The sequence below is a fragment of the Pseudomonas sp. 2,4-D genome (assembly GCF_030418155.1).
GTDB lineage: Bacteria > Pseudomonadota > Gammaproteobacteria > Pseudomonadales > Pseudomonadaceae > Aquipseudomonas > Aquipseudomonas alloputida.
In genome coordinates this window covers 26,261-41,551 of sequence record NZ_JAUHUI010000016.1, presented here as the reverse complement: position 1 = coordinate 41,551, position 15,291 = coordinate 26,261, and the positions used below count along the sequence as shown (strand labels likewise).

19 protein-coding genes and 1 pseudogene are annotated in these 15,291 nt (G+C 52.0%); 10 read left to right on the top strand and 10 right to left on the bottom strand.

Annotated elements, in window-relative coordinates; all coding sequences use genetic code 11:
* The first annotated feature begins 373 nt into the window (after positions 1 to 373).
* Positions 374 to 742 (top strand): DUF1413 domain-containing protein, encoded by a 369-nt coding sequence (locus QYE47_RS13700; protein ID WP_088512368.1) that lies wholly within the window; start codon positions 374 to 376, stop codon positions 740 to 742.
* Between the two features lie 11 nt (positions 743 to 753).
* Positions 754 to 1,026 carry a hypothetical protein gene (locus QYE47_RS13695; protein ID WP_280087025.1) on the top strand — a complete coding sequence of 91 codons (273 nt, stop codon included), beginning with the start codon at positions 754 to 756 and terminating at the stop codon, positions 1,024 to 1,026.
* 124 nt (positions 1,027 to 1,150) lie between these two features.
* Here QYE47_RS13695 and QYE47_RS13690 read toward each other — a convergent pair whose 3' ends face one another.
* Positions 1,151 to 1,594: a 3'-5' exoribonuclease gene (locus QYE47_RS13690; RefSeq protein WP_301159073.1), complete on the bottom strand. Its 444-nt coding sequence runs from the start codon at positions 1,592 to 1,594 to the stop codon at positions 1,151 to 1,153.
* A gap of 18 nt (positions 1,595 to 1,612) precedes the next feature.
* Here QYE47_RS13690 and QYE47_RS13685 point away from each other — a divergent pair, with 18 nt between their 5' ends.
* The 4 genes from QYE47_RS13685 (at position 1,613) to QYE47_RS13670 (ending at position 3,806) form a co-directional block, all read left to right on the top strand.
* Positions 1,613 to 1,978, top strand: coding sequence for a hypothetical protein (locus tag QYE47_RS13685; RefSeq protein ID WP_301159072.1), 366 nt, complete (start codon positions 1,613 to 1,615; stop codon positions 1,976 to 1,978).
* Positions 1,979 to 2,060: 82 nt separating this feature from the next.
* Positions 2,061 to 2,762: a hypothetical protein gene (locus QYE47_RS13680; RefSeq protein WP_301159071.1), complete on the top strand. Its 702-nt coding sequence runs from the start codon at positions 2,061 to 2,063 to the stop codon at positions 2,760 to 2,762.
* Between the two features lie 10 nt (positions 2,763 to 2,772).
* Positions 2,773 to 3,216 carry a DUF488 family protein gene (locus QYE47_RS13675; protein WP_301159070.1) on the top strand — a complete coding sequence of 148 codons (444 nt, stop codon included), beginning with the start codon at positions 2,773 to 2,775 and terminating at the stop codon, positions 3,214 to 3,216.
* Positions 3,213 to 3,806, top strand: coding sequence for a DUF4326 domain-containing protein (locus QYE47_RS13670; protein WP_301159069.1), 594 nt, complete (start codon positions 3,213 to 3,215; stop codon positions 3,804 to 3,806). Before QYE47_RS13675 ends, QYE47_RS13670 begins: the two co-directional genes overlap by 4 nt.
* Positions 3,807 to 3,937: 131 nt before the next feature.
* Here the strand turns inward: QYE47_RS13670 and QYE47_RS13665 are convergent, their stop codons facing one another.
* Positions 3,938 to 4,801, bottom strand: coding sequence for a hypothetical protein (locus QYE47_RS13665; protein ID WP_301159068.1), 864 nt, complete (start codon positions 4,799 to 4,801; stop codon positions 3,938 to 3,940).
* Positions 4,802 to 5,220: 419 nt separating this feature from the next.
* Here QYE47_RS13665 and kwaA point away from each other — a divergent pair, with 419 nt between their 5' ends.
* From kwaA to QYE47_RS13650, 3 genes are all read left to right on the top strand, one after another.
* Entirely contained in the window at positions 5,221 to 5,811 is a 591-nt protein-coding gene (gene kwaA / locus QYE47_RS13660) for an anti-phage protein KwaA (RefSeq protein ID WP_154211926.1), read from the top strand.
* Positions 5,808 to 6,776 carry an anti-phage protein KwaB gene (kwaB, locus tag QYE47_RS13655; protein WP_154211925.1) on the top strand — a complete coding sequence of 323 codons (969 nt, stop codon included), beginning with the start codon at positions 5,808 to 5,810 and terminating at the stop codon, positions 6,774 to 6,776. The genes kwaA and kwaB overlap by 4 nt, the downstream gene beginning before the upstream one ends.
* Positions 6,777 to 6,963: 187 nt before the next feature.
* The gene (locus QYE47_RS13650; RefSeq protein ID WP_154211924.1) at positions 6,964 to 8,316 is read left to right on the top strand and encodes a hypothetical protein; all 1,353 of its coding nucleotides are present in this window, start codon (positions 6,964 to 6,966) and stop codon (positions 8,314 to 8,316) included.
* 474 nt (positions 8,317 to 8,790) lie between these two features.
* Here the strand turns inward: QYE47_RS13650 and QYE47_RS13645 are convergent, their stop codons facing one another.
* On the bottom strand, positions 8,791 to 9,207 hold the full coding sequence (locus QYE47_RS13645; RefSeq protein WP_154211923.1) for a helix-turn-helix domain-containing protein: 417 nt from the start codon (positions 9,205 to 9,207) through the stop codon (positions 8,791 to 8,793).
* A gap of 412 nt (positions 9,208 to 9,619) precedes the next feature.
* Positions 9,620 to 10,259, bottom strand: a pseudogene (locus QYE47_RS13640) (histidine phosphatase family protein).
* A 98-nt stretch (positions 10,260 to 10,357) separates the two neighbouring features.
* On the opposite strand from QYE47_RS13640, the gene QYE47_RS13635 reads away from it, so the two are divergent.
* Positions 10,358 to 10,567 (top strand): hypothetical protein, encoded by a 210-nt coding sequence (locus tag QYE47_RS13635; protein WP_301159067.1) that lies wholly within the window; start codon positions 10,358 to 10,360, stop codon positions 10,565 to 10,567.
* A 168-nt stretch (positions 10,568 to 10,735) separates the two neighbouring features.
* Here QYE47_RS13635 and QYE47_RS13630 read toward each other — a convergent pair whose 3' ends face one another.
* From QYE47_RS13630 to QYE47_RS13605, 6 genes are all read right to left on the bottom strand, one after another.
* Positions 10,736 to 11,743 (bottom strand): metallophosphoesterase, encoded by a 1,008-nt coding sequence (locus QYE47_RS13630; RefSeq protein WP_154211922.1) that lies wholly within the window; start codon positions 11,741 to 11,743, stop codon positions 10,736 to 10,738.
* A 3-nt stretch (positions 11,744 to 11,746) separates the two neighbouring features.
* Entirely contained in the window at positions 11,747 to 12,433 is a 687-nt protein-coding gene (locus QYE47_RS13625; protein ID WP_154211921.1) for a 3'-5' exonuclease, read from the bottom strand.
* Between the two features lie 145 nt (positions 12,434 to 12,578).
* On the bottom strand, positions 12,579 to 12,749 hold the full coding sequence (locus QYE47_RS13620; RefSeq protein ID WP_256600093.1) for a type II toxin-antitoxin system Phd/YefM family antitoxin: 171 nt from the start codon (positions 12,747 to 12,749) through the stop codon (positions 12,579 to 12,581).
* 18 nt (positions 12,750 to 12,767) lie between these two features.
* Positions 12,768 to 13,136 (bottom strand): hypothetical protein, encoded by a 369-nt coding sequence (locus QYE47_RS13615; protein WP_247722131.1) that lies wholly within the window; start codon positions 13,134 to 13,136, stop codon positions 12,768 to 12,770.
* Positions 13,137 to 13,342: 206 nt separating this feature from the next.
* Positions 13,343 to 14,167 (bottom strand): inositol monophosphatase family protein, encoded by an 825-nt coding sequence (locus QYE47_RS13610; protein WP_154211919.1) that lies wholly within the window; start codon positions 14,165 to 14,167, stop codon positions 13,343 to 13,345.
* Positions 14,168 to 14,285: 118 nt separating this feature from the next.
* Positions 14,286 to 14,903 carry a hypothetical protein gene (locus QYE47_RS13605; protein ID WP_154211918.1) on the bottom strand — a complete coding sequence of 206 codons (618 nt, stop codon included), beginning with the start codon at positions 14,901 to 14,903 and terminating at the stop codon, positions 14,286 to 14,288.
* Positions 14,904 to 15,291 lie beyond the last annotated feature (388 nt).

Genomic DNA, 15,291 nt, shown 5'->3' with positions numbered 1-15,291 from the left:
GCCAGCAAATAAATAAGGCATGAGCCATGCTTTAGCTGCGAGAGTGGTATGTAAAGGCGCGAGTACCCACTATCTCTTTTCTGAGATCCGTGACCCATGCTAGTCGAACTGAAAGGTTGTAGACGAAGATCCATTCATATCTGTCCCTGATCACCCAACTTTTCCTTTGTCCCTGCTGCTGGCTGGCACATAGCCAGCTTAGCTTAACCTTTTCCAACCTAAGGGCGGAAGTCGAAACCTACTCTCTAGGCCTCAGGTTTCAGTGTTAATGATGGTTGATAGCGAGAAACCTTTCCACTCCTGTAAAAAGGTTTGAGGTTTTCGTTAGGCATCGCTATGCTTGGCCAGGAAAGGAGAGAAAAGGAGTAAGCTCATGAAGGTTTTGGTTGAGATTCGCGATGACCTGATGGCTGCTGTGCTGGGTCTCAGCAGTAGCTCGGGAAGCACTGCAGATGAGGTTCTTAACAACCTTCTAGCGGTTGCTTTGGATCAACCTGAGGCAGAGGCTGTTGATTTGGTGCACGCCGTTCAGGTGACCCTGAAAGCGGTGGAGAAGGTGCCTTTTGGAGACACCTTCCTCGTTGAGGATGTGATCCCAAATGACCTTTGGCATTTGATGACCACTGGTGACAGGAAGTCGTTTGGAAAGGCGTTTCGAAAGCAGGTCGACCTAGCTGGTCTAGCAGAATGGGTCTCACGTAACAGCGGCAATAAAGCCGTATACCGTCGTTCTCTCAAGTAAGGAAGTGCACAATGACAGACCTCGCGTTTGCTGATCGATTCCTTGATGCGGTAATTGATGGTCATCTGGGAAGCGGCCTGGTTATCACCCGCCAAGAACTGATTAGCTATTTCCCTGAAGATCCTGAGACGACCACTGGGTGCTTTCTGTCGAACTCGGAAATCTCCAGCGCTACACATAGCCCGACCTATCGCAAAATGACACTCCGCGTTAGCCCTGGGGTTTACCGTGTTCACCCTGAGGCTCTCCTGGAGCGCATGAAGCAGCGAGGAATTGCAGCGTAGTGAACGCGGGTCACTTGAGAGCAGAGTGGAGCGGATGACGTGATCAGGGATCACATATCATTGCCTGTTTCATGCTTTTGGGGTGGTGGTCAGTGGACACATCAAGTGGCACAGGTTTCGCCATTTACCGAGTGAACATGCCTGCGATGATTCGAGCGTCCAAGAGAGCATGGTGTGGCAACGGGGCTCCATCGTTGCAAGCGTCCAGATTTGTAGCGTCAGTGGGCCTGTTCAGCACGTTGTTAGGCCAGCGTCCGTCGACGTAGGCGAATTCGCAGAATAGCTCCCAATCGAATGCCGGTGCATCGGTCACAATCTCTAGCGTCTCCGTGAAGCCTTTGAGGAAGGTCAAGAGGGCGTCACGCGCGGCAAAAACGGGCATCGCGTAACTCCCATGCCAGAGCTGTGGGAGTACAATCTCGATTACGAAGTCACTGCAATCCTGATAACTCCATGTGTCGAGCAATTCGACGTAGAATTCGCTCCCGTCTTCAGCAACCAAGGCGAGCGAGATCAATTTCGCTTCCGACGAGAGCTGGGTGAACTCGCAATCAAGGTAGAGCTTCAAGGCAGTGACTCCTTTCGCATGAGTGGCAACCGCATCGACATTTCACAAGAGGCCCTTCTCTGGAAGGCGGCACTGGATCATTTCGGGCAATCTGCGCTGTACCAGATCGTCGTCGAACTGTGGCAAGGAGCAGGGCCTCCCGCAAGGCCAACGGTCGAACATCTCGATGAGCATGAGGTAGGCCTTGAGATGATTAATTTACTGAAAATTGCCCAGGTGGAAGTGGATGGTGTCGTGCCTTTCAGAGACGAATCCTCAAGCCGCGTAACGCTGTATAGCAGGCACGCTCAGCACCTGGTTGATGGCCTGCTGGAGAGGATGCCTGTCACTATGCTAACGCGGCAAATGCGGACGGCTCGCGTGTCAAATGACCTAGGCGTGTGAAGCGAGGCTGGAGCCAAGCGAAGCGGCGATGAACGGTCATTGCTAGGCGACGGAGATACGATCAGGATGGCGCTTCGCCATTATGAAAGGGATCTTCGTTATGCCGCCGTATCAGCATCAGTTCGTGTGCTTGGCCAGCTCAATCAAGCATGAGGGGCTCTGTATCGCGGGAAAAATCTGGGATGGGCAAAACCCTGGCTCTTGGATTCGGCCAGTCAGCAATCGCCCTAAAGACTCTATTTCTAACGCAGAGCGTACCTATGGTAACGGCCAACCGGCCCAGTTACTCGATCTGACAACAATATCGTTTTCCGCTGAGCAGCCTCATCCCTATCAGAATGAAAATCACATCATTCTCCATCCGCCCTTGTGGGCTTCGGAACGTCGTCTGGCCTTGGAAGAGATCGAGGCGCTTGAAGATCGCCCAGAGCAACTATGGGAGCTGGGCCACCGCAGCAGATGCGGTGTTAACGATCGCGTCCCCGAGGATCTGTTAACTGGCAGGCGACAGACGCTGTACCTTATTCGCCCCCAAAATATTTCTGTTACCGTATCAGCCGAAAGTGCTGAATGGAACAACCCTAAGCTGACCGCTCGCGCCTCGTTCACCTACAGCGGTAATCAGTACGCTCTGAGCATCACTGATGAGCGTGCTAAGGCATATTTTCTGCGGCAAGGGGTGGGTGTGTATCATCCCCCCCGCATTACCTATTTCACGGTGAGCCTGGGTGAGATTGATCCTCACACCAACTGTGCCTACAAGCTCGTAGCAGCAATTCTCTAAACGGATGCCCATGAAGATTCTGACTATCGGCTTCACCGAGAAGAAGGCTGAACGCTTCTTCTCTCTGATCAAGCTCTCAGGTGCCAAGCGTGTTGTGGACGTTCGGCTGAACAACGTCTCGCAGCTTTCCGGCTTCGCTAAGCGGGACGATCTGAGGTATTTCCTCACAGAGATCTGTGACGTCGATTACGTCCATCTGCCTGACCTGGCTCCTACCAAGGAGATCCTCTCGCCCTACCAGAAGAAGGACATCACCTGGCAGCAGTACGAGGAGAAGTTCATGAATCTGATGGCGAAGCGAAACATCGAGAAGCATGTGCGCCGCGACTTGATGGACGGAGGCTGCCTACTCTGCAGTGAGCATCAACCTCATCAATGCCATCGTCGCCTCGTGACCGAGTATCTAAAAGAGCACTGGAGCGACGAGCCGATCGACGTCAAGCATCTCGTATGAGTGATACCAAGACCATCCTCATCGCCTACCCGAAGGAATTCCTCTGCTTCTCTAAGCTGCAGAGGAAGGTGCAGTTCTACACCAGCCAATCCCATGAGGTGCGGCTGGTCGCGATGTCTGACCCCAACGGATATGTGAATGCCTATGCGGAAGAGCGGGGCATACCCTTCGAGCTGCTGGAAGATTTGAATGGCGCTGTCGAGAAATCAACTCACGCAATTCTATTTGAGGATCGCGAGTGCTTTGCCGAGTTGAGAGGTGCCTTGATCCTGGCAGGAATTCCTACCCGTGTTGTTCCCCTGCAGCTCACGCTGGTGGTAAACAAGGATCGAGGAGACGTCTACGACGTGTACATCGGTCGAGGCACTATCTGGGGAAACCCATACCAGATGGGCCAGGACGGTGACCGAGACGAGGTCATCCGGAAATTCGCCTATGACTTCGGTCGCGGCTTTCTGAAGGCATCAGAAAACCTCGAGCATAATCTGGGCATCATCCGCGGCAAGGTAATCGCGTGCCACTGCAAGCCCGCTGCATGCCACGGGGATGTCTTGGCTGCGCACCTGAATGCTCAAGATGATGGGCTCTAGCAAGCGCTGAAGGGTGTTGGTAGAACGTGGCCCAGGCGTCAACTGCTCGGGCCCCGCCTTCGATAGTCCAGCTAGACAGTCTGGCTCGATGACCTACTCAGTCTCACACGCTTCTGGTCTCTAGAGCCCAACTAGAGCTTAGCGCTAGAAGAGGTTCCCTCACGGCTGGGCCCCATTGCCAAGTAGTCCTTGTAGGCTGCAGTCGAAATACGCACACGGTGCGGAGAGAAGCTGCCTTCCTCAAGGCCTGCCTCCCGAGCCCATTGGGCACAGAGCCGCTGTAGACTATGAGGGCTCATGGGGAGCTGTGAGTTCCTACGAGATGGAAACAGAAAGTCACCTTCTACTAAACCTTGCGCTGTTGCATATTTCTCTATGATGAGCTGGCAGCTATGCGGAATAGTCGCAAGTGGGGTTCGTCCGGAGTCAATGTGTCTGGGGGGACTTGAAATTGATTGGCCGTACCTGGCACTCAGATATTCAAGAGCTCGTACCCCAGTCAACATGCAAGCCAGCAGTGCCTGATCTCTGAGATCTCCAGAAGAATGAACCACTTTTGCGACGGCCTGAATCTGTTCAGATGACATGGCGACGCGCTGACTCGAAGTTTGCTTAGGGCCGATGTGGTTGCTGGGCTCTGGCCGAAGATCCGACCGGTAGGCAGCCAACACGTTAAGTGGGAGACCTTGCACGACTTCTTCCAGCGTGCGCTCGTCCACCTCATTTCCCAGTCGCAAAAGAAGGGTCTTCCTGATGGACTGCTTCGCCAGATTCATTTCGGGCACCGCACGGTTACGGAGATGAACTGGCGGCGTGTTTTGAGCAGTCTTATTGAGCTCGTAGAACCCTTGGTAGCCAAAGCTAATCGCAAGAATTTCGTGCATTTGGGTAAGAGAAATCGACGTTTCTGCTGGTAAGCGCTTGAAAACCCATTTGGCTAGGCGCTTGAAACCATGCTTACGGTTGAGGTCTATCAAAAAGATTGGAATGCGCATGCAGTTCTCCGGTGCCAGGGTGTCGGCTGCCCACTGACTTCGTCGAAGTGCGTGCTAGAGGAGGGTAATGCAACCTGTGGATGTAGCCTTTGCGTGCCGACCGCTCGATGCAGGTACATCGGAAGCTGAAAGCTAGCACAGCACCATTTGAGGTGTCTACCATCGGGCTTTCCATGATGGAGTACATTTGTACTCTAGACGGTTTAAGCCGGAAACCTGAGCCCTATCGAGATTGTTCGCTGTGATTGGTGTCTTCTTACCAGGCGCATCCTCTGATTGAGCTGCCTAAGAGCGCTCACTTTCCATTGCAGGTAGGCTCACTAAAAGAGACTTCCCCCCGCATTGCGTGCCATCATTATGCTACTCTCCGCTGATGGCAGCGAATCGATCGCTGCCACTCGCTAGGGAGCGGGTGCTGGATGAGTAGTCAGGAACGACAGCTACAATTTCGCCAGACTGTAATGAAGTTTGAGCTTTATATAATATCGCTTTGGCTTCTGTTTGTGCTGATGATTGTAGTTAAGGTAGACATCCCAATTTGTTTTGGGGCGGATTGCCATTATGTGGGAACTCTGGCGCTTGTTCGAACTAATGTCCTGCCGTTAATTTCATTGGTTTTCATCGGGCTCGTGGCTCTTTGTTATTATCGGTTTAAATGCAGGATTCAGTCGAATGTAGGTCTGCCGGCTGTTGCAAGCAAAGTGGAGGATTTGAGCTATGAGCATCTCACTTTTCTTACAACCTATATCGTTCCTCTGATCTGCTTTAATTTAGACAATATTAGATACATCATTGCGCTATTTATCCTCTTGTTTGTTATTGGCCAAATTTACGTCAAGACAGATAAATTTTACGCGAATCCAACTTTGGCGATACTCGGATTCAGGCTTTACAAGCTTGAGGTGAATGGCGTCAGCAAAGTAATGATCACAACTCAGCGTATCAATGAGTTGGATAAGGTAGTGTTTACGACAATCGACGAAAAATTCGTATCTGGAAGGAAGGCATGAGCATAGATGCATTGCGACTGACCGCACAAACTCTGGCAAATGATCAGCAAACAGTGGGGATTATGTTCTTCATTTTGCGAGAGCAAAATGCGTTCGTTGCTCGAAAGGTGGAGCTGTCACGCGATGCTCAGCTGGCTTTGACTGCAGAGTTGAAGCTAGAACTTCAAGAGTTTTTTGAGACGGATTACGTCTTACGAGATCTCACAGCGATTGACCTACGCCAGGATGCAATCTTTCGGTACAACCTTCCAAACTATCCGTCTCAGCTGGAGGTGTTGAAAAGTACGCTTGATGCACCGGCTACCATTGCCGACTTCAATCATGCAAATGATTCAGTCACAAATTTGAAGGCGATAGTAGTGGTGTTGGGGAATGGGAATGAAAGCCTCGCAGTCTACAAGCATCACTATCCTACCAACACCTATCGTAGGAATGGCTTCAGTCTACTGCGTGCAGGCATAGCTCAGGATCGCTTTGAGAAGCTTGATCAGGATATTATCCGGATGGGGCATACCATCGATTTCATTTATAATGGAACTGATGTGTTTGTCACAAACTTTAAGGTTCTTGAGAAGTTTTTTGGCTTCAAGGAAGCAGTGAAGGCTGACGCCACTGTAAAGCTCGCGACGCTCACCGCTCGTAATATTATTCAAGATATTGCGGTGCTTGAGGAAAGGATAGCAACTCACGGGGATTTGACGTTCGCGAGGAAAGTGATCAGGGCGATCTCACACTCACGGGTTCTTGATACCGTCCCTAACGACCAGATAATCCAGTTCATCAAGCAGCATCACAGTCTAAGTAAGAAGATCAAAATCAATGCTCTTGATGCTCAGATTATACTGGATACAAAGGTTTCTCAGAACTTCTTTATGAAGCTGCTCAATGATGATTATCTGAAGTCCGAGTTGACAAAGTTTGAGTATGATGCTGATAGCAAGGATTTGGTAGAGGCTGGCCCGTGATTTAAGGGGTAAGTTTTAATGGGTAAAACATGCGACATTCATGAGCGAAAATATCAGGAGAAGGCTATTTCTGCGTGGTCGTAAGATTGGTCGCAGGTTCCTGATTATATCTCTGAGTGCAGCAATTTTAGTTGTTAAAGTGTAAGTGGTGCTTTTTCTACGAGCTTTGTAATTAAGAGGGATCTTTGTGAAATTGGAGACGCTAATTTATGAGGCTTTCGTCTCGTTTAGTAAAGCGCATACCGGTGAGGAGCCAGCTGCTTTTGGTATTGAGGCGGATAGTAAGGGGCGACAGCTGAGTATTAGTTCTGGTACTGAGAGTAAGATTAAGTTGGTCTCCTTGGCGCTTTTGAAGCTTAATTGGCCAGGCTGCATTAAGCTAGATCTGGCGGAGCATCAAAAACTAACAAAAAAAGCAATTCTTGAAGCTTACGTTCAGTGTTTGGATTTCGGAACTCTACCCGTTGCGGCTAGATACTTTTCACACCCCTATTTAAAAGGCTTGGTTAAATCCTTCGTGGTGGAGTTCGCGTCTTTTCTGCCCAAAAATTTCACATGTCATTTGCCGGCTGCATCCACAGGACTGGAGCGTAATGAACCGTATGTGATCGGGCCAGTAAAAATATATAGTCGTATGGATTGGATTGATTCTATTGATTATCCGTCGGGTGCGCTTGATTATGCAGGAGTGGACAATTCCGATTGGCGTGAAAACCTTAAGTCGGCTCTGGTTGATAAAGAAGTAAAATTAAAACCGTTGAGTGCATCGCTTTATGGGATTCTAATCAAGTCTAAGTGTGTCATTAGTGTGGCTACTGAAGGTTATGGTGAGGGTCTTTCTCAAAAACTTTCCACGATAATGGCGAGAACGGCGCTTGACTCCATATCTTTAATTTTTGGAAAATACAAGCTCTTTAGAAGTCTTATGCTTTACACTGAGAGAAGGCCTCCGATCTTGACGCATAGCCTAGTTGAGACAGATGGGTTTCTATGGCTTGCGGGCGCTAAGCTCTCTGATGAAGTAAGTCCGTTCCTTCCTTGTGTTGAAGATTTGAGTGATGCTAAGAAAAAATTTTTAGAAGCTGTTGGTAGAGTGCTGACAGGTCTAACGAGTCTGGATGACGGATGTCCGGGTCTTTGCCAGCGATGGTCAACCGCACTTGATTGGCACGGCGAAGCATGCCGAGAGGTTAGTGATCAGATAGCGATTGCAAAATTTGGGACTTGCCTAGATGTATTAAGTAGCGGAGGTGGGAAGACTTCAGTAATAGCAAATATGGTTTCAAATCTGACTAAGATACCTGTGGATGACAATGTTGTAAATATTGGAGAACCTCTTACGCTTTATAAGGCTATCTCTAAAATCTATGAGAATGGTAGATCTGAGATTTTGCATGGCAATAAAGTTGATAGGATGACTTCTTTTGAGTCGCTGAGGGAGATGGCGGAGCACTTTTCCAGAATTACACTCATCAGTGCTGCTCTAGCTTATCTCAACTATTCAGGAGCTGATTCGGATAAGGCATTCTGCGAGATGTGAATTTATTTTGCGGTTCTTTCGAATTTTCAGCACTGCCCATTTGGCCTTGAAAGCTGCTCACAATAGTCTCTCCCAGAACTGACCGCACGAAGCAAATTTCAACGTGCCTCAAAATGCTTACCTTGCTACGAGCATCCTCCAAACGCTTCGAGAAAATCGGTGAGCGGCAAAGTGCTACTTTTATGCGCTTTGCCGCCGCTGAGTTTTGCAAATATCTTGATGGCCTATTAAGGAAATATGGAATACAAGGTGGTGAAAGTAATCACAGCAAACGCCCGGCTTACCGGTATTGCTGATACCAAGCTGATCCTGGTGCTACCAGCGAGCACTGCATCCGAATTCCCGACAGCCGATTTCTTCGACCAGGCCAACTCCAGATACTGTTTGGTGAGGCCGGTGAACTTGAGAGCAGCGAAGGCGAGAGCCTGGAAGAAGTGCTGAGCAGCATCTTGTAGAAACTGACGAAGCCGATGCTCAGTCTAGGAATGCCAACTCGGTTTGCAACGAGTTTGGCATTACAGCTTCCCTTGCACCTCGACGGCTTCGACGACCAGCTCGGGCGCCGGCTTCCTGTGGGATGCTCACCGTAAATTTCAGACCTGTTAGACCTCCATTTCGCTGCAGGTCTGCAAGCTCTGCGCTCAGCTTCGAGATCAAGTCGTTTGCCGGCTCACCTGTATCTTCACTCAGTGTGAGAGTCATGAGTGTCAATGGGCTAAGCCCAAGGCGCTCACTCACCTGCTCGAGCTTGTCCAGGGTGATGCTCGATTTACCAAGCTCAAGCTTCGAAAGGTATGTGCGGCTGGTGGTGTCAGAGAAGTCTCTCTGGGTGATATTGCGCTTGCTGCGCAGTGCACGAAGCACGCTGGCGAAGGAGGCTTTGAGCGTCATGCTTCAGTCTCGGGGATTGGCTATCTCGGTAGAAGGCTACGTAGTGAGCATAAAGCCTATCACGGCTGGATAAAGTGGACGCCCTTGCGTATACCTTGATTGACGTCGCCATTGGCCTCCACTGGGCCGTTACTCGAGGACAAGAATGTGAATGTGGGCGAGTTGATCGAAGAGCTCCGCAAGTACGACCCTGACCTACCAGTTTTGATTCCGCGATCTGACTGCTCAGCACTGGAAGACGCCGTTGCGTGTTACCCAGACGTCGTGCGCGAAGGGCGGATCATGGGCTATGAGTCCCTGACCTGGTTCCAAGGGGAGCCCGATGACCCAGGTGCCGAAAAGCATCAAGTCGTCGTCATCGACTCCAGTCTGCCAATTCCAACGTGAGCGAAATGAAAGCCAATCTAGTGCTTCAGTGATCGCGTGTACCGAGCGCCCATACTGCATCGCCAGCGCTTCGTGATAGAGAGAAGCCTCCAGCGTTCTGGATGTGGTTTGCGATCTCGTAAGCACGCCAATCGGCCATCGCCTGGCCATCCATCGCCTGGCCATCCAGAACTCGAGGCTTCTTCTCCAGCAGCCAGGCGACTGCGTTCAAATATTGCCCATGAGAAAACATGACGATGTCACCGGCTGGATGCTGCTCAAGCCGATCCAAAAAAGCTGGCTCGGGCAACAAAATCATGGAATGACTCCGCGCCGGCGCCGTCGCGATAGGCGGGGTCGGACTTCAGCCAGTATGCATCTACCCAGCCCTTCCTCTGGGCCACAGTCGTATCGACACAGCGCTCGGGTGCAAGGTAGGTAAACTCTTCGACAGCCCATGTCTCAAACGGTGTCCCGGGGAAGGTCGTGGCAGTTGCCTGAGCGGTGGCCTGCGCTCGTGCGAAGGGAGATGCGACGATCAGGTCAGGTGCCACGGAAAATGATCCGGCGATCATCCGAGCTTGTTCCAGGCCCCAAGGCGTGAGAGGAATGCTTGCATGATCTCGACTGGCTTGCCCCGCGTTTGCTGCACTCTGGCCGTGCCGAATCAGCCGTACACGTTTCATCAGCTATCGTCCTTGTCATGGGGTTCTAACACTAGCCTGCTTCCTTGCATCTGAGGCAGCCAGAGCATCGTGTCGATCATTGAGTTTGAGGTGGGGCAGTGGACAGAGACCTGAGCAAATTGCTTCCTCCGGATCATCCCATGTACACGGATGCGGTTGAAGCTCTGAAGCGATACCACCAAGCACAATCGGAAGGGATATCAGGGCCAGAGCTGGAGCGTCTCAGGCTGATGGCTGAGCACCGGTTTCAAGCGGTTACTGATTACCAGCTTCAGGCATTGGGTGGCCCCGCTGAGAAAGGTCATTAGCCGGTGCAGGTGAGTGAGGTTCGGTGGGCAGTGGGGCGAAAGTCAGGGCAAGGCTCACCTTGTTGCGGATTTTCTAAGTCTCACAGCCTTTGCGATTCCCGGGCTTCAGAGGGAAGTACGTCCGATTTTTCGGATTTTTTTGCGGATTTAACCCGGCGACGAAATCAGCTAGTTCTCGGTGCCAAACAGACGACGGAGCAGCTCGCCTGTGGGTGTGCCAGCGTATCGCGTTTGCAGCTCCTCAAGCTTGGCAGAGCGGTACTCGCTGGATAGAAGGCTGAGTCCATGTAGCGCATTCATCAACTGCTGAGTAGCTGAGATCTCGTCAGCCATGTTCAGCCAGGCTGAACTGATCAGCTTCACCTTGTCTTCGGCTTCGCGGCTGGCGATCTGCGACTCAATAAGCTTGTTCGCATGCACCAAGGTTTTGAGTGAGGTCAGGGACTGCTCGAGCTCGTTTAGCCGTTCACCGAGGCGAGCGGCCTGGTCAAGATTGGCCGGCTCGCCATCGACATAGATGGTGTCTTCCTGCACCGAATAGATTGCCAAGGAACCCTCACCACCGCCGGTTACGTCCAAGGCAAGGACATTGCCCAGACGTAGGGCATTCGGAATCCATGTGTGCCCGATACAGACACGCCATGCCCCCCGCACACCACTTCGATGATGCTTTTTGATCCGCTCGCGGCCCCACAAGGCCACATCCTGAATCTGTGGGTTTGCGAGACTCAGGGTGAAATCATCCCAGGCCAATCCCACGGGCACGTCAGCGTGAACCACACCTACCACGCCTTGAGCTGTCTCCACCTCGATAGCCATCGGCAAGCTATCCAGCTTGTCGACGATCATGGGCTTGGATTCGTCATCAATCGTGAGCCACCAGCGCGCTCCATGAGCGGAGTAGGGTAGGTGAGGGCTAGCTCGATAGGCGTCGATGAGCATCTGCTCGTGATTGCCCTTCACCGTGAAGAACCACGGTTCGCCCAATAGTTTCAGTGCGTCGAGCATGCCTGGGCCACGGTCGATGAGATCTCCAACTGCAATCAGCCGGTCGACGGATTGGTCGAAACCGAGTGCCTTGAGGCCTCTATGGAGCTCTCGTGTTTTGAAGTGGATGTCACCAACAATGAAGTCACGGCCAGCCCGATTTTGAGGGAGTTTTAGCAAATGAGGCATACGCTACAGACGCTCCTGAGCCGGCCTGGAAGACTCGGATATTTTACCTTGTGCACGCAGGATCTCACCCATTAGCGCCCCTAGGTTTCGAGCGTCGTCGATCCCTCTATGGTACTGACCAGACCATTCGATGCCCCAGCCCTCAACTGCAAGCCGGAGAGCCAATGCACGGCAGCTTAGTATTTTCCAGTGCCATTTCTTAGCATTGGTGTGGCTAAGGTCGGCCAGCATCGGTTCGCAGCGATTCCGTACTGCATCCATTGCCAACTGCTTGGCATCGTAATCACCCCAGGAGCACCAAATCAGCCCTTCGGTCTTAAACGGACTCAGGTAGTCATCCAGCTTCTGGCGAACCTTGTCGTATGAATCTGCGCCGTCGACGTCGGCTTGATCAATCGTGGTCAGTCTCTTGCAAAAGTCGGTAAGAATCGGATTCAGCACTGGGCGCACGAAGCTGGTGTACTCGCTGACGATCTTGCAATCCCGATGCAGATCTAGAACTACAGCTCCGACTTCGATTGTCTCCATCTCGTGACGACTTACAGCAAGCTTGTGTTCCGGCTTTAGCTCATCGGTCAGGCCTGTAGGGTACTCGTCGCACGTGGCTTCGAGATCTACGCAAAGGAGATATCGGGTGCCTGCCAGCAGCTCGCGGAGTGCCTGGAGGTGCTGTGGTTTTTTGATCTGCATGTTCATCCTTCCCAGAAGCCTTCGTTCATTCGAAGCGGAGTCGAAGAGCTGAATGTGCTACTCGCTCGCAGGTATTCCTGTGCGCCGCCCTGCTAGGTATGAGTTCCTAGCGCGGAGTACAAATGTACTTCTGCCATGGAAATGCCTACTCATGGTGCTTCGAGCTGTCCGAGTGTCCCGATTTCACCGCTTGCTGTTCTGACTCCTCAGGCGCCTCTATCGTCGCTAATGGTTTGCCGTTCTTGGTCACAACAAACACGTGGCCTTTGGCAACAAGTGCAACGATTCGCCTCAGGCGCCTGCGGGCTTGGCTCATCGGGATGACGGTCACCATCTACGCAGCTCCTGGATTTCCGCTGCCAGCATGTCGTGGGCAGAGCGTGTGAACCCAGCGTCCGCTCACTTGCTGCCCCGGCGCGCCACACTGCTCGCACGTCTTCAGTGACAGCTCCTCAGCTACAGCCACGGCACCTTGGCAGTAAGCGTCGCCACCGTCGTAGAAAAAATGCAGCTCACCGAACTTCGATTTCACCTGGGCCACCACGACCTGCGGCACCTCTGGATGCCGATCCAGATGGGCTTGGAGCGTGTGGCACAGGGCATAGAGGATCTCGCGCCATCCGGGGCTGCAGTAGATGTCATCCACACCAGGATCAGAAAATAGTCGTGGATACCGAGCCCTGAATTGTTCGATCTCAAGCACGGGCACGGACGTTATGTTTTGGGTCATGTTCAAAGCTCGCACGAAGGACAATTCTTATCGGGGTTGTAATGTCGGGCAAGAAGCAAGCGGAGCGCGCAGCCAGGATGGCGAAGGCGTGAGGATGGAAGCCCAGCGGGCCGAGATCTGAAGGGGCTCGGTTTACGACAGCCGCTCCCCCGGGACACGCCACGAAATGGAACTGATGATCAGCCAGAATCATCCGCGAAGACTCTCTCCCAATCTCTCTCCGCAAGCTCAGCGCAAGCACTAGGCGCTCCGCCAAAACACCGGTTAGATACTCGATGCATTTCTGCCTCGTCCGTGTAGCTGATCTGAGCTCCATGCTCATCAACGAGCACACCATTGGCACCAATCAGCAGCGCATGACCAGCTACGACGTCGTGAGCTGAAACGGGGTAAAGCGATACTCCGCAGATCCCCTCCCCAGTTGCCACTCTGGCCAGTCTGTATGCAATGGAGGGCATCGGATGAAAACCACCAGGAGCACATAAATCTGCATTGGTTTGAGGTTTTTTATCAGCTGAGGTACTGACCATCACCAGGCTAGATTTGGAAAGCTGTTGAGTGGAAAGATCCAGGCGCACAGGTAATCCATTTCGGAGCAAATGATCCATACCCCTCGCCCAAGCGATGCAATCCGATTTTCCTTCCGGAGTGACCGGAGCGTGTACTACTCCAAGTACAGGCACCTTCGCCTCTAGCAAGCCAATCGACAGCGCTGATCCCTTCAGCCCTCTCAGGAAATCACTGGTTCCATCATTGGGATCGACGACCCAGCAGAAGCGATGACCGGAGAGCACATGGCCAGTTTCCTCGCCCCAAAAGTCGCAGGGCAAGATGTTCAAAAGCTCCGAGCGCAGCACCTGTTCTATTTCAGCATCGACATCTGCTTTGCTCCCTGAGCCGCGTCGACCGTCCGGTCGGACATATTCCTGCGCTAACAGAATCCCAGCACGCTCGACTGCGGTGATGACAAGGGGCAGGATCTGCTTCACATCCACTATTGTCATGTTCACTCCCGGCAACAGAAGGGAAGAGGCCGTTTCCCCCCTGATCATTCGGGCGCGCTGCTGCTCGGCGGGCGAGCTGCCTCGAGGCTGAGCGGAGCGCGCTTACTTGCCTGAAATGCTACGGCTTCTGAGGTGTGCTGATGGTGCTATGCCCACATGTCAGACACTCACCGGTTTCGATAGGGATTTCGACTCGATTAGGGCTAAGGTCGTTCCGACAATGCCCAATAGCGTGCTTCATGTAATAATTTGTTGTCTCAACTGGAATATGCCCTAATGCTTTCTGGACTCGAGAGATAACGCTGTCGTAGTTGTTGATGTATAGGGTCGTAAGCTCAAAAGCCTTACTTTGAATGGTTTTTTTGCATACTTCGGTGGGAGGTGGTGCGTCAAGTATCTTGTAAATTGCAAGATGCTTAAAGGGCCATTTTTCGATCTGATCATTCAGTGCCGCATAGTCGATATTCTGACCGGGGCACGTGTTGTTGAGCATAGCATCAATGACGCGAAGGCTTTGCGCTTTGATTTCTTCTAATGATACAAACTGGAGATCATCTTTATCGATGCTCTTACGGGCGTCATGAAGGTCTACGTAGCCAAGGCATCGGCTCATCAAATTTTGGGCAGCGGAAAGCTTAATTTTTTTGTTGCCTGGCCAGTCGCGTTGAAGACATCTAGCTAGCCGTAAAATACCTTTGCCCGACACGAAGTCAGCAGCGAACAGGGAAATTTGCATGGTCATCCTCCATGGTTCGAAGCGGTGCCGGCTGTCCGCAAGGACTTATGTCAGATGAACTGCGAAATGCAGGTGAATGACCTGTGAGTTATCTATGCGCGCCGACCGCTCGATCCAGGCTGACCGATTTGCCAATGCTAGCACGATGAAAGTGGGGGTTGTCCAGCACATATAAACGGTATGCAGAGAACATACTCAAAAGTTGCATCCGGGCTCGGATATGCTGCGACGTCGGGGGGGAGGTGGTTTAGGGATAAGCTGGTGGGCGTCGTAGGCGGAGGTGCGGTCATGCGGGGAGATGGACGCATGCAGGGCCGTGACTCGCAAAGAGCGGCCCGCTCTACGACAGAGGTTCGCCTTGGTGGTACGCTGCACTACTTGTACACGT

Bases quoted from the DNA above. Each gene is read 5' to 3' on its own strand.
- QYE47_RS13675 (WP_301159070.1), top strand. From the start codon at position 2,773: ATGAAGATTCTGACTATCGGCTTCACCGAGAAGAAGGCTGAACGCTTC.
- QYE47_RS13665 (WP_301159068.1), bottom strand. From the start codon at position 4,801: ATGCGCATTCCAATCTTTTTGATAGACCTCAACCGTAAGCATGGTTTC.
- QYE47_RS13680 (WP_301159071.1), top strand. From the start codon at position 2,061: ATGAAAGGGATCTTCGTTATGCCGCCGTATCAGCATCAGTTCGTGTGC.
- QYE47_RS13695 (WP_280087025.1), top strand. From the start codon at position 754: ATGACAGACCTCGCGTTTGCTGATCGATTCCTTGATGCGGTAATTGAT.
- QYE47_RS13620 (WP_256600093.1), bottom strand. From the start codon at position 12,749: ATGAGCCAAGCCCGCAGGCGCCTGAGGCGAATCGTTGCACTTGTTGCC.
- QYE47_RS13630 (WP_154211922.1), bottom strand. From the start codon at position 11,743: ATGCCTCATTTGCTAAAACTCCCTCAAAATCGGGCTGGCCGTGACTTC.
- QYE47_RS13625 (WP_154211921.1), bottom strand. From the start codon at position 12,433: ATGCAGATCAAAAAACCACAGCACCTCCAGGCACTCCGCGAGCTGCTG.
- QYE47_RS13610 (WP_154211919.1), bottom strand. From the start codon at position 14,167: ATGACAATAGTGGATGTGAAGCAGATCCTGCCCCTTGTCATCACCGCA.
- QYE47_RS13685 (WP_301159072.1), top strand. From the start codon at position 1,613: ATGAGTGGCAACCGCATCGACATTTCACAAGAGGCCCTTCTCTGGAAG.
- QYE47_RS13700 (WP_088512368.1), top strand. From the start codon at position 374: ATGAAGGTTTTGGTTGAGATTCGCGATGACCTGATGGCTGCTGTGCTG.
- QYE47_RS13645 (WP_154211923.1), bottom strand. From the start codon at position 9,207: ATGACGCTCAAAGCCTCCTTCGCCAGCGTGCTTCGTGCACTGCGCAGC.
- kwaB (WP_154211925.1), top strand. From the start codon at position 5,808: ATGAGCATAGATGCATTGCGACTGACCGCACAAACTCTGGCAAATGAT.
- kwaA (WP_154211926.1), top strand. From the start codon at position 5,221: ATGAGTAGTCAGGAACGACAGCTACAATTTCGCCAGACTGTAATGAAG.
- QYE47_RS13605 (WP_154211918.1), bottom strand. From the start codon at position 14,903: ATGCAAATTTCCCTGTTCGCTGCTGACTTCGTGTCGGGCAAAGGTATT.
- QYE47_RS13670 (WP_301159069.1), top strand. From the start codon at position 3,213: ATGAGTGATACCAAGACCATCCTCATCGCCTACCCGAAGGAATTCCTC.